Raw genomic sequence first — 14,312 nt, forward strand, 5'->3', positions numbered from 1 at the left:
CGTGATGCGCCGTGTGATGCACCGGAACGGGCCGGAGTTGCCTTGACACAGATCATGAAAGTGGAATGTCGCGCGGCGACGGTGACGGCCGTGCGGGTTGTCCACAGGCGACAGTCCTGTCGCAAACCGGCCTCCCCGTGGCGACAGAACGCGGTCGCAGCGGGAACAGAGGACCGGGGTGCGATTCGGGCATGTTTGATGGAACACCCGTGCGCAAGAGGAGAGGCGTCATGGACTTCGACATGGATTTCGCCAACGAGATGATGATGGCCGTGGCCAGGCTGCCGGTTGTCGCCAACGCGGACCACGCCCCGCTGGAAGGCGGAGAGGATCCGGCCTTTGGCACCGTGCGCTGGCGGACCCTGTTTTCCGCCGACAAGACCTCGACCTCGGGCATGGTGATGGGCGTGGCGGAATTCGGTCCCGCCGGCACCCTGCTGCCGCATCGTCACAGCCCCGCCGAGATCTATTTCGGTCTCGAAGGATCGGGCATCGTGACCATCGACGGGGTGCAACATGAACTGATGCCGGGCACCGCGCTTTATATCCCCGAGGACGCCGAGCATGACACCGTTGCCGGGGCCGAGGGGCTGCGGTTCCTCTACGTCTTTGCAAAGGACCGTTTCGCAGAGGTGGAATACCGGTTCTCGGCGGCGCAGGCGGTCTAGACCTCACAGGCTGGCCGCCGTCCGGGCCGGTGCCCGGGGCGGCGGTCGCAATGTGCGCCAACGCACCAAACCGGGACTCGCCAAGCCCAGTGTGGCGGCTTAAAGCAAGACCATGACCCCGGTTCCCCTTTCAGAAGCGTGCCACCTTCCGGTCTGGCGGCGCCCGATTGCCCTCTTGGCGCTCATGGCGATTGCCATGCCGCTCAGCTTTGCCACATGGTCGGCTTTGCTCAACAATTTCGTCATCGAGGTGGCCAGTTTCGAGGGCAAGCACATCGGTTGGCTGCATTCCGTGCGCGAGATCCCCGGGTTTCTGGCCATCGGTGTGATCCTGGTCCTGCTGCTGGTGCGCGAACAGGTGCTGGCGCTGGTGTCGCTGGCGCTGCTGGGGGTGGCAACGGCGATCACCGCAATGTTTCCCAGCCTCGGCGGATTGCTTTTCGTGACGCTGCTCAGCTCGATCGGGTTCCACTACTACGAAACGGTGAACCAGAGCCTGCAGCTCCAGTGGCTGCCCAAGGACCGTGCGCCGCAGATCCTGGGCTGGCTGGTGGCCGTGGGATCGGCCGCGACCTTTGTCGCCTACGCCTGTATCGTGGTGACCTGGCGGACCTACGATCTGCCCTACGGCCTTGTTTATGCTGTGGCCGGGGTGCTGACGCTGGGGATCACCGCCTGGTGCGCCTTTGCCTTTCCACAGTTCGAAAGCCCCAATCCGCAGGTCAAGAAATTCGTCCTGCGCCGCCGTTACTGGCTGTACTACGCGCTGCAGTTCATGTCGGGCGCGCGGCGTCAGATCTTCGTTGTCTTCGCTGCCTTCATGATGGTCGAAAGGTTCGGCTATGATGTGCACGAGATCACTTCGCTTTACCTCGTGACCCTGGTTCTGAGCATGGTGGCGACACCGATCTTTGGCCAGGTGGTTGCGCGGTTCGGCGAACGCAATGCGCTGACCTTCGAATACATCGGGCTGACGTTTGTGTTCCTGGCCTACGGCGGGCTGTTCTGGTTCGGCTGGGGCGTGGTGCTGGCGGCGACGCTTTATGTGCTGGACCATATCTTTTTCGGTTTCGCCTTTGCGCTGAAGACCTATTTCCAGAAGATCGCCGACCCGGGTGACATGGCGCCCACCGCCGCGGTGGCCTTTACCATCAACCATATCGCGGCGGTCTTTTTGCCGGCGGCACTGGGCTATCTCTGGGATTCCTCGCCGGGGTCCGTCTTTGGCCTGGCGGCGGGCATGGCGCTAACCAGCCTTGCGCTGGCACTGATGATCCCGCGCCACCCGGAGCCGGGCAATGAAACCGTCTTTTCCGGGGTCGTTGCGGCCCCGGCGGAATAGGCGTGGCCGGCGAGGCGACCGGCGCCGGGGGGCGTTTCCTCACCGGGCCGACCCTGGGGCATGTCGTCCGGATGACGCTCAGCGGCGCGGCGGGCATCACCTTTGTCTTTGTCGTCGATGCGGCCAACCTGTTCTGGCTGTCGCAACTGGGTGAGCCGATCTTGATGGCGGCCATCGGCTATGCCTTTGCCGTCCAGTTCTTCACCGTTTCCATCGGCGTCGGCCTGATGATCGCCACCACGGCGCTTGTCTCGCGCAGCATCGGGCGCGGCGAACGGGCGATTGCGCGGGAGCAAGGGTCGGCGGGCATGCTGCTGTGTTTCCTGGTACAGGCGGCGACGGCGGGGCTGGTGGTGCTGTTCCGGCATGACCTGCTGGCCAGGGCGGGGGCCGAAGGCGAGGCATTGGACCTGGCCGCGCGCTATGTCGCGCTGTCGATGCCTTCGCTGGCGGTGATGGCCGTGGGTCTCTGCGGCAGCGCGGTCTTGCGCGCCGACGGGCTGGCGCGGCAGGCGATGATGGTGACGATGGGCGGCGGGCTGATCATGCTGGGGCTGGACCCGCTGCTGATCTATGTGTGGGGTTGGGGACTGGACGGCGCGGCGCTGAGCGTCTGGATCTTTCGCGGCATCATGGCGGGGCTGGCGATCTGGTTCGCTGCCCACCGGAATGGATTGCTGGCTATGCCACGGCCCGCCTTGCTGTTGCGCCACGGCCCGGGCCTGTTGCGCGTGGCGCTGCCGGCGATTATCACGCAAATGGCCACGCCTTTCGGAAACTTCCTGCTGACCGGGTTCATCGCGATGCATGGCGATACAGCCGTGGCGGCCTGGGCGGTCATCAACCGGCTGACGGTTGTGGCCTTCGGCGGGCTGTTCTCGCTGGCCGGGGCGATCGGGGGCATCTTTGGCCAGAATTTCGGCGCGCGTCAGTTCGACCGCCTGCGCCAGACCTACCGCGATGCGGTTTTGTTTTGCGTTGTCTACGCGGCGGCTGTCTGGCTGATCCTGATGGCATTGACCGGTCCCATTGCGCGAGGTTTTGGGCTGGAGGGAGAGGGCGCAGAGGTCTTGCGGGCCTTCACGCAGTTCGGGGCGCTGTCCTTCACGGTGGGCGGGCTGTTGTTTGTCTCGAACGCGGCGTTCAACACGCTGGGCCGACCGCTCTGGGCCTCGGTGCAAAGCTGGCTGCGCGAGGCGGTTCTGATGTGGCCCGTGGCGCTCTGGCTGTCGGGGGTCTACGCGGCCCAGGGCGTGATCTATGCGCAGGCGCTGGTGGGGGCCGTCATGGGCGTTGTGGCGGGTGTCCTGGGCTGGCGCTATGTCTGCGGGATCGGTGAGGGGGCCTTGCCCAGGGTCAACCTGCGCGAACGGCGCGCCCTGCGCGACCCGAACCGCTGGCGCCGGCGCTAAAGCAAACCGCGCAGCGCAAAGGCCAGGACGGCCAGCACGATCACGAGGGTCAGGACCCAGAAGGCGCGCGCGATGCGTCCACGGCTAGTCATAACTGAACTGCTCCAGCAGGATGTTGCGGGCAGACACGCCAAGACCCAAGAGCGCGTCCTCGACGGCGTGCAGCATGGGGGGCGGGCCACAAAGGACAAACACCCAGCTTGTCAGGGCCTCCGCGTCGAGGTGCCGGTTCAGCACCTCGGACGTGACGAAGCCGGTCTCTCCCTGCCAGCCTTCGGGCGGACCGGACAGGACATGGACCACGCGAAGCGGTCCGGTTTGGGAGCGCTGGTGCAGTTCCTCGCGGCAGGCGATCTGCTCTTCGGCCCGGTTGGCATAGAACAGAACGCGCGGGCGCGGGTCATCGTCGGCATCCAGCTGGCGCAGATGAGACAGCAGCGGGGCGATGCCCACGCCGCCGGCAATCAGCGCAACGCCGCCGGCCTTGCGATGCCGTTTCAAGGTCAGTGAGCCAAAGGGGGCATCGACCCAGGCGCGGGTGCCGGGGGTCACGCCGCCAAGCCGGTTGGTGAAATCACCCAGCTCCTTGATGACGAAGCGCAGCCTGCCGCCTTCGGCCGGGGCAGAGGCGATGGAAAACGGGTTCTCGTTCAGTGAGACGGCGGGCTTGCCGATGCTGATCCAGGCGAAATGTCCGGGCAGGTAGTGCAGGCCCTTGTGGCCCTCGGGGTCGAGGCAAAGCTCCCAGGTCCTGTCTGCCAGACGGGTCACGCTGCCGACGCGCCAGGGGCGCCGCGCCTTCATCAGGGGTTTGACCGCGTAGACCCAGGCCAGTGAGAGAACGGCAATGGCAAACAGGGCCCACCAGAACCCCCAAAGCGCCGGATCGCCGCTATACCGTCCGGCGCGGGTGGCGTGCAGAACACCCAGTCCCGCCATGACCAGCGCCATGATCCCGTGCAACGCGCGCCAGATCTCGTGCCGATACAGCCCGTCTCGGCCCAGTGCCATGACCATAACGGCGCCCAGCAACAGCCAGGCGACGATCCCGGGCCAGAGGCCGGACCAGTCGAAATTCAGGGCCGTCGATCCGGGGGCCGTCAGGCCGGGGCGCAAGCTTTGTGGGCCGGAATAGAGAAACGGGTGCAGCAGGATCAGCATTGAGGCGGCGCGGGCCAGCAATTGGTGCAGCCGCATCGTTACATCCATGCCGATCCGCCCCGAGATCACGCGAAACCGCCCGGACAGGGCAAATTCCACCAGCAGGATCGCCAGCCCGGCCAGGGCCACGCCGGAGGCCAGTTCGTCACGCAAGGGGCGCGGGGGGTGTCCCTGGAGCGCGGCAAGCGCCAGCGGTGCGCAGGTCAGGGCAAGGTAGAACAGGACGAGGAATGCGGCGGGCATGATGTCTTGGCCTAGGGTCAAATGCCTCTAGCACGGCTGCGTGACGGAATCACGTCAAACGCAGTGCGACTTGCGGCGGTCGGGCTTTCGTGCCACAGCGAATGCGCTTTTTTCCATCAATGGATCACCCACATGCCCAAGACCTGGACCGCCTTCACCAAGCTTGCCGACAAGGACAAGGCCGAGGCCCTGGGCCTTGCTCTCGAGGAACTCGATCCCGAGCCCACAGGCATCGGCGTCTTCGAGATCGAGGACGGTTCTGGCACCTGGGAGATCGGCGGATACTTCACCGAGGCGCCGAACGAGATCGAACTGGCCCTGCTGGCCGCCGCCTATGACGCCAAGAGCTTTGTCGTCTCCGAGGTGCCGGACACCGACTGGGTCGACAAGGTCCGGCGCGAACTGACACCAGTCGAGGCCGGGCGCTTTTTCGTCTACGGTAGCCATGATGCCGACAAGATCCCCGAAGGCTCGGAACCGCTGCTGATCGAGGCGGCGATGGCCTTTGGCACGGGTCACCACGGCACCACTCAGGGCTGCCTCGAGGCGCTGGACCGGCTGGCCTCGGAGGGCTTCCAGGGCCGCAACGTGGCCGACATCGGCTGTGGCACGGCCGTTTTGGCGATGGGGGCGGCGCGAATCTGGCCCGATCCCGTGATCGCTTCGGACATCGACGAGGTCGCCGTCGAGGTGGCCGAGGCCAACGTGCGCGCCAATGACCTTGGCGACAAGGTCATCTGTGTTGAGGCCGCCGGCTTTGACAACCCCGAACTGCACGCTCGCGCACCCTATGACCTGGTCTTTGCAAACATCCTGAAGCAACCGCTGATCGACCTGGCGCCCGACATGGAAAAGCATCTTGCCCCAGGGGGTTATGCTATCCTTTCGGGTATTCTGACTTGGCAGGCCGATGAGGTGGTCGAGGTCTACACTGCCCACGGGATGCCGCAATTACGCCGCGATGTGATCGGCGAGTGGGTGACGCTGACGCTCCGGAGAAACCAGTAAATAAAGGGTTAACCGGGGCAATCGAGGCAAAATTAAATCCAATTGCCCCAATCTTGCCATAAAGTTTGGCTAAAAATTGCCTCATCCGGTGGGGGCCGGTTGAAATGAGGCTGTCATGGACGACGCTCAGAGAAGTTTTCACAAGCGTGAACAAGCGCTGCGGCGCAAGCACATCCGGATGTCACAAGGGTATGTGACCCGGATGAACCGCAACGGCGTGATCGAACAGGTCCCCCAGAGCAGGATGAGCGGTTTCGGCCTGCACCTGGTCTTGCGTCTTGCGGTGGCGGTGATGCTGTTCAAGATGGTCGCCCTGGCATGGCTGGGAGACGCGATTTACACCGGACACGTCGAACGCCTGTCACAGGGCGTTTTTTACGAAAAGGCCGGGGCGTGGATCCTGCAGGTCGATCCGGTAACCCGCATGCTGGCCGACTTCCTGACGCCGGTCATGGGGTGAGGCTCCCCTCACATCAAGAGACAAGAAAAAACCCGCGCTTCCGATGAAGCGCGGGTTTTGCCTTTGCCGTGAGTGGCGATGCGCAGCCGGTCGATCATCCCGGTCGACCGTCTGCGCGAACTGTCCTCAGTAACGACGTGCAACGCTGTCGATGTCGCCGCGGTGCAGGCCGATGTCTTCCAGCTCGCGGTCGGTCAGGGCCGACAGGCTGTTGCGGGTCATGCGTGCGTCGTTCCATGCGGCGACCGCACCGAAGACAGCGGCGAAGATGCTGCCGATCCGGGCTGCGGTTTCCGACGCATGGTAGGGGCGGGTTGCGCCGAATGCGGAGGTGAAGATGTTACCGATCTGGGCGGCGGAGCCCGACGCGGCGAAGGGGCGGGAAGTGTCGAATGCGGCCATCGCTGGTCTCCTTTTGGATGGGGGGTGTATTCGTTCTGAAACCGCACATAGTTTGGGCAATCTGCTGCAACAAGGCGCATTTTCTGCATGGGTCACATGCGATTTCTGCATGACGGAAATCGCGGTTAACCCTTCTGATAAACAAGCAAAAATCCGCTCTACCCGTCGTCGTTTTCCGGCGGTACCGTGCCGGAAACAAATGTCATGTGTCGGGGCTGGGACAATCGGTGTCGCAAACGGCCCTCGCCGCATTAACCTTGGCTTTTGTTCGCCTTTCGTGCTAGCCGTGTCTGAAAAACAACACGGGCGGGCATCCATGCGGATATTGGGCATTGATCCGGGGCTTCGGACCCTTGGATGGGGTGTGATCGAGGTCGAGGGCAGCCGACTCAGGCACGTCGCAAACGGGCTGTGCAAGCCCGGCGGCAAGGAGCTGGCCGAACGACTGCTCGCATTGCACGAATTGCTGACAGATGTGTTCAACCGGATGATGCCCGACGAGGCGGCCGTGGAACATACCTTCGTCAACCGCGACGGGGCGGGCACGCTGAAGCTGGGCCAGGCGCGGGCGATCGCCCTGCTGGTCCCGGCGCAGTTCGGTTTGCCGATCGGGGAATACGCGCCGAACTCGGTCAAGAAGACGGTCGTGGGCGTCGGCCATGCCGAAAAACACCAGGTCGAGCACATGGTCAGCCTGCAACTGCCCGGCGCGAAGCCCGCCGGGCCGGACGCGGCGGACGCGCTGGCGGTGGCGATCTGCCACGCGCATCACATAGGCGCCCGGCGCATGAAGGTGCGCGCATGATCGGGCGTATCGCAGGGCGGATCGTCTACCACGGTGAGGATCATGTTCTGATCGACGTGCAGGGCGTCGGTTATGTCGTCTATTGCAGCGACCGGGTGCGCGTGGGTCTGCCCGGCGCCGGCGAAGCCGCGGCGCTGTATACCGATCTGCTGGTGCGCGAGGACCTGCTACAACTGTTCGGCTTTCCGACGCTGGTGGAAAAGGAATGGTTCCGCCTGCTGCTGTCGGTGCAAGGCGTGGGCGCCAAGGCGGCGCTGGCGATCCTGGGCACGCTTGGGCCGGATGGGGTCAGCCGCGCGCTGGCGCTGGGCGACTGGACGGCGATCAAGGCGGCCAAGGGGATCGGCCCCAAGACCGCGCAGCGCGTCGTGAACGAGCTGAAGGACAAGGCACCCGCCATCATGGCAATGGGCGTCAGCGACCCCCTCGGGGACGACCCGCAGGCTGCCTCCGCCGAGGTGATCGAGACGTCGCCTGCTCCCGATGCCCCCCGCAAGGCGCCGCCGCGCCGGTCCAGCGCGCAGGCCGAGGCGCTTTCTGCGCTCGGCAACCTGGGCTACGGCCCCTCCGAGGCCGCCGGTGCCGTGGCCGAGGCCGCGGGCGCCGAGCCGGAGGCCGACACTGCCGCCCTGATCCGCGCGGCGTTGAAGCTATTGGCGCCGAAGGGGTAAGGGATGGACATGAGCGATCCTGACCCCACCCTGCGCCCCGATCCCCTGCCGGAGGACCGCGACCGCGCGCTGCGTCCTCAGATGCTGGAGGATTTCATCGGCCAGGCTGAGGCGCGGGCGAACCTGCGTGTCTTCATCCAGAGCGCGCGCTCGCGCGGCGAGGCAATGGACCACACGCTGTTCCACGGCCCCCCGGGCCTGGGCAAGACGACGCTGGCGCAGATCATGGCGCGGGAACTTGGGGTCGGCTTTCGCATGACTTCGGGTCCGGTTCTGGCCAAAGCAGGCGATCTGGCGGCGATCCTGACCAATCTCGAACGCAACGACGTACTGTTCATCGACGAGATCCACCGGATGAACGCCGCCGTCGAAGAGGTCCTGTACCCGGCGATGGAGGACTACGAACTGGACCTCGTCATCGGCGAGGGACCGGCGGCGCGCACCGTGAGGATCGAGTTGCAACCCTTCACGCTTGTCGGTGCGACAACGCGGCTGGGCCTGCTTACCACGCCCCTGCGCGACCGTTTCGGCATCCCGACGCGGCTGAATTTCTACACGATCCCCGAGCTTGAAACCATCGTCGCGGGCAATGCGTCCAAGCTGGGCGTGCGGATGGAGGGCGACGGCGCGCTGGAGATCGCGCGCCGGTCACGCGGCACGCCCCGGATCGCCGGACGGCTGCTCCGTCGCGTGGTGGATTTCGCCGTGGTCGAAGGCGGTGGCGTGGTCAGTCGCGCCCTGGCCGACAATGCGCTGACTCGGCTGGGGGTCGACAGCCTGGGGCTGGACGGGGCCGACAGACGTTACCTGATGCTGATGGCCGAGAATTACGGCGGCGGTCCCGTGGGGATCGAGACACTCTCTGCTGCTCTGTCGGAAAGCCGTGACGCGTTGGAGGAGGTCGTGGAACCCTATCTTCTGCAACAGGGTCTCATCAGCCGCACGCCGCGCGGGCGGATGCTGGCGCAGAAGGCCTGGAAACACCTTGGACTCGCTGCCCCGGTGCCACCGGGACAAAGCGACCTTTTCGAGGGCTGACGTCAGTCCGTCAGCCCCGCAGCCTCGCGCAGGCGGGTGGCCAGCTCCCGGACCTCGTCGGCGGTAAAGCCGCCGGTGACCTGCAAGGCCCCGCCTAGGATCGGTTGCGCCACGACCGCGTTCCAGACAGGCTCTCCGTCCAGTGTCAATGCGATCTGCTGGCCGACGGCCTCCTTGGTCATGCAGGCAAGGACTGGCGCGCTGTCGGCGCAGAGCGACAGGTTGATCGTGGGCTGGCCGCTTTGCGTGAAAGAGGGACTGGCATCGGCAAGGGCGACGACCTCGGTCCGGTCGCCTGCCGCCAGGGCTATGCGACCCGCGTCATTGCCGTTGCACATGGCAAGTGCGGGGGTGGCGGCGGCAAAGACGAAGGCGCTCACCAGGCTGAGCATGGTGCGTCGGCTGTGCATGTGGTCTCTCCTTTGCGTTCCAATATGACATGGGGGCCGGACGCCGGACGGCCAAGCCGCAGGCCGGTCGGGTAAACCCGACCTTGCAGGGGCGGTTTGCCTTTCGGGTCGTTTTCGGGCAGGTCGCGGCACAGCGCTATGCCAAGACGTGAAAAGGACAGCCGGCATGACCCAGGACTTGACCCCCGAAGAGATCGCCACGCTCTTTACGCGGTCGGACGGCAGCTATCTTTGCGCACGCTGGGGGCGCCCGCTGGCGCCGATCGTCTTTGGTGTCGAAGAGGCGACACTGCAGGTGATCAAGGGCGCCTTCGAGGCGGTCTGCACGCTGGCCGGGCACCAGATGGCGGAAACCGACCCCGAGCTTGGGGCCAATGTCATGGTCTTCTTCTTCCGCGACTGGGCGGAACTGCTGGAGGTGCCGGATCTCGACCGTCTGATCGAGGGGCTGGGCCCGCTGGTCGACCGCCTGCAGGCAGCAGAGGCGAACCAGTACCGGGTGTTCCGGTTCGATGCCAAAGGCGGGATCAAGGCCTGTTTCGTCTTCCTGCGGATGGACGGCGAACTGACCAAGGTGCCGGCAGAGACGCTGGCGCTGAGCCAGGTGGTGCAGACCATCCTTCTGTGGTCCGACAGAGCCTTTTCCGACCGCTCTCCGCTGGCGCAGGTCGAGGGTGGGCGGGTGATCCTGCGGCCGGACCTGGCGAAGGTGATCCGCGCGGCCTATGACCCGGTCCTGCCGGTGGCCGCGACGGACCCGAGCCACGCCCTGCGGCTGGTGGCCCGGATCGCCGCCGGGCGGGGGGCGCAATAGGCCGCCCTGACGTGGGCATGGTGGAAGTATACTAGAAATCAATTGCTTGCGATGTTGGCTTCGCCTTTTGGCAAGAATTGGCCATGATCCGCTTGGCGGATCTGCGCCCTTGCGAGATGGGGCATCCGGGCGCATCCTGATCCCCGGAGGGGAGCGCCATGACGATAGAATACCAAGAGGATGACGCCACCAAGGTGGTCGAATTCCACATCACGGGCCACATCAGCCACGCGGATTATGCGCCGCTGGTGGACAGGCTGCAGGACTTCATCGACCGTAACGGGACTGTGCGGATGATCGAGGTGGTCGAGCATTTCCCGACCTTCGATCCGTCGATCCTGATCCCGGGGCTGAAATTCGATATCCGCAATATCCGCTACATCACCCATGTCGCCGTCGTGTCGGACATGGGCTGGATCAGCCCGGTGGTGAAGGCCGCTGGCGCACTGATTTCGACGAAGATCCGGACGTTCGGCATGGCGGAACTGGAGGCGGCGCGGGACTGGGTCCGCAGCGCCGATCCGGAGGGCGGCGCAGCAGGCTGAGCCACCGCGAGATTTGTACGTTTTGTACAAAACGTACGGCGAAATCGGCATTTTGTACAAACCGGCAAGGTCCCGTTAACCTTCGCGTCGCGGGATCCTGCTGTCTGGCCGTCAGCCACCCGACATGGGAGGCACGAGGTCCCGGGTCAGGCCCGGGACAGGCGTTTTCGAAATCGGCCCATTTTGTATGTACCGGCTGCTGTTCGCAAATGATTTCTGGCATGATCTCGGAAGTCGCTCATATGTATCCGGCCTGTTGATCGACACGCGGGTCATGGCCTTGTTGGGGTTACGCACGCGCCGTGATCTAATTAGCGGAAAGGTCCACAGGGACCGAATGGGCCGTCAGATTCTGGGGGCGTAATTGTTCCGTTCCATGCTTTCGATCTGTCGCGAACTCCTTTGGGTCACCCCGGCTCAAATACCGGCGGCGACCTCGTCTCGTGGTGCGTCAAACGCGGTTCGGTGCCTCAGGATGCTCCAGGCCATGCGTGCCAGCTTGTTTGCCAGAGCGACGGCCAGTTTGTTCCTGTTCATCCTTTCCGATGCCCGGATCAACCAATCGCCAAAGCTGAAGTCAGGCCATCGATTGGCGCGCATCAAGATGACCTTCGCGGCTTGAACGAAGAGCATCCTCAGGTACCGACTGCCACGTTTGGAAATGCGGCCGAGCACCGTTCGGCCACCCGTGCTGTATTGCCTGGGAACCAGGCCGACCCATGCGGCAAAATCCCGTCCACGCCCGAATGCCTCTCCGGTACCAATCGCGGCAACCATGGCCGTCGAGATCATCGGTCCGATACCGGGAATGGTCATGACGTTGACGCAGTTCTCCTCGGTGCGACTGATCTGTTCGATCTCCCCCGAGACCGCATCGATCCGGTCATCCAGCCAGAGCCAGTCGCCATACAGGCCGATCAGGATGGCCCGCATACGCGACGAAATCTCGTCCTTCCGCTCTTCGAAGATCACCTCGAAGGAGTTCTTCAAAGCCCGAAGCCCTTTTCGCACCGTGATCCCTTGCTCGATCAGGAAGGCGCGGATCTGGTTTATGGTCGCGGTCTGGCGCGACACCAGACGCGAGCGCACCCGATGGAGGGCCTGCAGGTCGAGCTGGTCCTGACTCTTCTCCGGCACGATCGGCAGGTTCGGGCGCAGCGCCGCCTCCGCGATGGCCTCGGCATCATTGTAGTCGTTCTTCTGCCCCTTGATGAAAGGCTTCACGTAGATCGCGGGGATGATGCGCGGCTTGAAGCCAAGCTGACGCAGGGTTCGACTGACGAAATGGGCGCTCAGGCAAGCTTCCATCCCGACGATGCATCGCGGCAGCTTCTCGAAAGTCGGGACGAGTGCCAACCGCTTGATCTGCTTGCGCAACACCAATTGGCCCTCCCGGTCAAACCCCACGAGGTGAAACGTATCCTTGCCGATGTCGATCCCGATGGACATCAGCTGATCGAAGGTCTTCTTCTCCATGCTACTTCTCCAACTTGCAGACATAGGCACAGCCTAACCTGCTGGGTGAAGCAGCCGGTACATCCCATTAGCGGACCATGCCCACGATCTCGTAGGTCTTCTCCATGATCGGCGCGGCGATCTCGCGGGCGCGTTCGGAGCCGTTCCGCAGGATCGTGTCGATCTGTGCGGGGTCGGCGGTCAGGCGCTTCATCTCGGAGGAGATCGGTTCCAGCTTGGCCACCGCCAGGTCCGCCAGCGCGGGCTTGAAGGTGCCGAACTGCTGGCCGCCATGTTCCGCGATCACCTGCTCGACCGAGAGATCGGCGATTGCCGCGTAGATGTTGACCAGGTTGCGCGCCTCGGGACGCTCCGCCAGCCCCTCGACGCTTTCAGGCAGCGGCTCGGGGTCGGTCCGGGCCTTGCGGATCTTCTGCGCGATGGCATCGGCATCGTCGGTCAGGTTGATGCGGCTCATGTCCGAAGGATCGGACTTGGACATCTTCTTGGTGCCGTCGCGCAGGCTCATGACCCGGGTGGCGGTGCCTTCGATCACCGGTTCGGTGATCGGGAAGAAATCGACGCCGAAATCATTGTTGAACTTGATGGCGATGTCGCGGGTCAGTTCCAGGTGCTGTTTCTGGTCCTCGCCCACCGGCACATGGGTGGCGTGGTAGACGAGGATGTCCGCCGCCATCAGTGCGGGATAGGCGAACAGGCCCAGCGAGGCGTTCTCCTGGTTCTTGCCGGCCTTGTCCTTCCACTGGGTCATGCGTTTCATCCAGCCCATGCGGGCGACGCAGTTGAAGATCCAGGCCAGTTCGGCGTGGGCCGCGACCTGGCTCTGGTTGAAGAGGATCGACTTTTCCGGATCGACGCCGGAGGCGATGAAGCCCGCGGTCAGCTCGCGTGTCTGGCGGCGCAGTGCCTCGGGGTCCTGCCAGACGGTGATCGCATGCATGTCGACCATGCAGAAGATAGACTGGATCCCCGCCGTCTGGCTGTCCGCAAAGCGTTTCAGAGCGCCCAGGTAGTTGCCCAGGTGCAGGTTGCCCGAAGGCTGGATGCCCGAAAAGACGCGCGGCGTGAAGGCGGCATTGGGCTGAGACTCGGACATTGGTGATCCCCTGTGGATATTCCTGCGCGGCTGGCTTACCCATGCCGCCGGACACCGTCAAGAAAGAGGTCCCCATGACGCACCCGCATAACGAGGCCCCGGTCAACCCGCTGCCGCCGGTGGTGGCGGCGCTGTTCCTTGTGCTGGCGGGGATCGAACTGACCCTTTGGCTGGGCGGACAGGGCATCGTCGGCGGCCCCGGTGCAGTCGGCTGGCGGACCTCGGCGATCGAGACCTATGCTTTTTCGGGGCGGGCCTTCGACTGGATGCTGGAGACGGGACAATACCCGCCCGAGCACCTGTTGCGGATGGTGGCCTATCTGTTCCTGCATCCCAGTTTCAGCCACGGGCTGTTCAGCATGGTGATCCTGCTGGCGATGGGCAAGATCGTGGCGGAATCCGTCGGCTCTCTGGTCTTCGTCGCGGTGTTCTTTGTGTCCGGGATCGTCGGGGCGGTGGGCTTTGGCCTGTTCAGCGACGATCCCTGGCTGGTGGGCGCCTTTCCGGGGGTCTACGGGCTGATCGGCGGGTTCACCTTCCTGCTCTGGGTGCGGCTGGGGAACGAGGGCGCGCCGCAGGTGCGGGCCTTTGCCCTGATCGGGATGCTGCTGGCGGTGCAACTGGTCTTTGGCATGTTGTTCGGGGGCGGCAGCGACTGGATTGCCGACGTGGTGGGCTTTGCCACCGGGTTCGCTCTGACCGTCGTGCTGGCACCCGGCGGCGTGGCGCGGGTGCTGGAGCGTATCCGGCGCCGCTAGGCG

At 64.5% G+C, this 14,312-nt stretch carries 17 protein-coding genes; 12 read left to right on the forward strand and 5 right to left on the reverse strand.

The annotated features are described in order from the left end of the window. Positions 1-230 precede the first annotated feature (230 nt). The 3 genes from G9Q80_RS17290 (at position 231) to G9Q80_RS17300 (ending at position 3,422) form a co-directional block, all read left to right on the forward strand. Entirely contained in the window at positions 231-668 is a 438-nt protein-coding gene (locus tag G9Q80_RS17290; protein WP_088671078.1) for a cupin domain-containing protein, read from the forward strand. A 112-nt stretch (positions 669-780) separates the two neighbouring features. Then, positions 781-2,010 carry an MFS transporter gene (locus G9Q80_RS17295; protein WP_088714762.1) on the forward strand — a complete coding sequence of 410 codons (1,230 nt, stop codon included), beginning with the start codon at positions 781-783 and terminating at the stop codon, positions 2,008-2,010. Between the two features lie 2 nt (positions 2,011-2,012). Further along, on the forward strand, positions 2,013-3,422 hold the full coding sequence (locus tag G9Q80_RS17300; protein WP_232788181.1) for an MATE family efflux transporter: 1,410 nt from the start codon (positions 2,013-2,015) through the stop codon (positions 3,420-3,422). 84 nt (positions 3,423-3,506) lie between these two features. Here the strand turns inward: G9Q80_RS17300 and G9Q80_RS17305 are convergent, their stop codons facing one another. Next, a complete protein-coding gene (locus tag G9Q80_RS17305) occupies positions 3,507-4,826 on the reverse strand; it encodes a ferredoxin reductase family protein (RefSeq protein WP_088714763.1) in 1,320 nt (439 codons plus the stop codon). Positions 4,827-4,958: 132 nt separating this feature from the next. Here G9Q80_RS17305 and G9Q80_RS17310 point away from each other — a divergent pair, with 132 nt between their 5' ends. Both G9Q80_RS17310 and G9Q80_RS17315 read left to right on the forward strand, forming a co-directional pair. Continuing rightward, on the forward strand, positions 4,959-5,834 hold the full coding sequence (locus G9Q80_RS17310) for a 50S ribosomal protein L11 methyltransferase (RefSeq protein ID WP_043141068.1): 876 nt from the start codon (positions 4,959-4,961) through the stop codon (positions 5,832-5,834). 115 nt (positions 5,835-5,949) lie between these two features. Beyond that, positions 5,950-6,294: a hypothetical protein gene (locus G9Q80_RS17315; protein ID WP_088714764.1), complete on the forward strand. Its 345-nt coding sequence runs from the start codon at positions 5,950-5,952 to the stop codon at positions 6,292-6,294. A gap of 126 nt (positions 6,295-6,420) precedes the next feature. On the opposite strand, the gene G9Q80_RS17320 is transcribed toward G9Q80_RS17315, so the two are convergent. Beyond that, complete coding sequence (locus tag G9Q80_RS17320; RefSeq protein WP_043141071.1) at positions 6,421-6,696, reverse strand: DUF1127 domain-containing protein; 276 nt, start codon at positions 6,694-6,696, stop codon at positions 6,421-6,423. Between the two features lie 316 nt (positions 6,697-7,012). Here G9Q80_RS17320 and ruvC point away from each other — a divergent pair, with 316 nt between their 5' ends. From ruvC to ruvB, 3 genes are read left to right on the forward strand one after another with little or no spacing between them, the layout of a single operon-like run. Beyond that, a complete protein-coding gene (ruvC, locus tag G9Q80_RS17325) occupies positions 7,013-7,501 on the forward strand; it encodes a crossover junction endodeoxyribonuclease RuvC (protein WP_088714765.1) in 489 nt (162 codons plus the stop codon). Continuing rightward, a complete protein-coding gene (gene ruvA, locus G9Q80_RS17330; protein ID WP_069208245.1) occupies positions 7,498-8,172 on the forward strand; it encodes a Holliday junction branch migration protein RuvA in 675 nt (224 codons plus the stop codon). The genes ruvC and ruvA overlap by 4 nt, the downstream gene beginning before the upstream one ends. A gap of 9 nt (positions 8,173-8,181) precedes the next feature. Then, the gene (ruvB, locus tag G9Q80_RS17335; RefSeq protein ID WP_043141294.1) at positions 8,182-9,210 is read left to right on the forward strand and encodes a Holliday junction branch migration DNA helicase RuvB; all 1,029 of its coding nucleotides are present in this window, start codon (positions 8,182-8,184) and stop codon (positions 9,208-9,210) included. Between the two features lie 2 nt (positions 9,211-9,212). Here ruvB and G9Q80_RS17340 read toward each other — a convergent pair whose 3' ends face one another. After that, positions 9,213-9,620: a SecDF P1 head subdomain-containing protein gene (locus G9Q80_RS17340; protein ID WP_088714766.1), complete on the reverse strand. Its 408-nt coding sequence runs from the start codon at positions 9,618-9,620 to the stop codon at positions 9,213-9,215. 29 nt (positions 9,621-9,649) lie between these two features. Between G9Q80_RS17340 and G9Q80_RS28465 the strand changes: the two genes are divergently transcribed. The 3 genes from G9Q80_RS28465 (at position 9,650) to G9Q80_RS17350 (ending at position 10,979) form a co-directional block, all read left to right on the forward strand. Beyond that, positions 9,650-9,772: a hypothetical protein gene (locus G9Q80_RS28465; protein ID WP_282593851.1), complete on the forward strand. Its 123-nt coding sequence runs from the start codon at positions 9,650-9,652 to the stop codon at positions 9,770-9,772. 14 nt (positions 9,773-9,786) lie between these two features. Beyond that, entirely contained in the window at positions 9,787-10,434 is a 648-nt protein-coding gene (locus G9Q80_RS17345; protein ID WP_232788182.1) for a hypothetical protein, read from the forward strand. Between the two features lie 158 nt (positions 10,435-10,592). Next, positions 10,593-10,979: a SpoIIAA family protein gene (locus G9Q80_RS17350; RefSeq protein ID WP_043141081.1), complete on the forward strand. Its 387-nt coding sequence runs from the start codon at positions 10,593-10,595 to the stop codon at positions 10,977-10,979. A gap of 417 nt (positions 10,980-11,396) precedes the next feature. On the opposite strand, the gene G9Q80_RS17355 is transcribed toward G9Q80_RS17350, so the two are convergent. Both G9Q80_RS17355 and trpS read right to left on the reverse strand, forming a co-directional pair. Further along, positions 11,397-12,455: an IS110 family RNA-guided transposase gene (locus G9Q80_RS17355; RefSeq protein ID WP_088714767.1), complete on the reverse strand. Its 1,059-nt coding sequence runs from the start codon at positions 12,453-12,455 to the stop codon at positions 11,397-11,399. Between the two features lie 67 nt (positions 12,456-12,522). After that, positions 12,523-13,551: a tryptophan--tRNA ligase gene (trpS, locus tag G9Q80_RS17360; protein WP_069208243.1), complete on the reverse strand. Its 1,029-nt coding sequence runs from the start codon at positions 13,549-13,551 to the stop codon at positions 12,523-12,525. Between the two features lie 74 nt (positions 13,552-13,625). Between trpS and G9Q80_RS17365 the strand changes: the two genes are divergently transcribed. Then, positions 13,626-14,309, forward strand: coding sequence for a rhomboid family intramembrane serine protease (locus G9Q80_RS17365; protein WP_088714768.1), 684 nt, complete (start codon positions 13,626-13,628; stop codon positions 14,307-14,309). The last annotated feature ends 3 nt before the right edge of the window (positions 14,310-14,312 follow it).

The organism is Mameliella sp. LZ-28 (genome assembly GCF_012274245.1).
Taxonomy (GTDB): Bacteria; Pseudomonadota; Alphaproteobacteria; order Rhodobacterales; family Rhodobacteraceae; genus Antarctobacter; species Antarctobacter albus.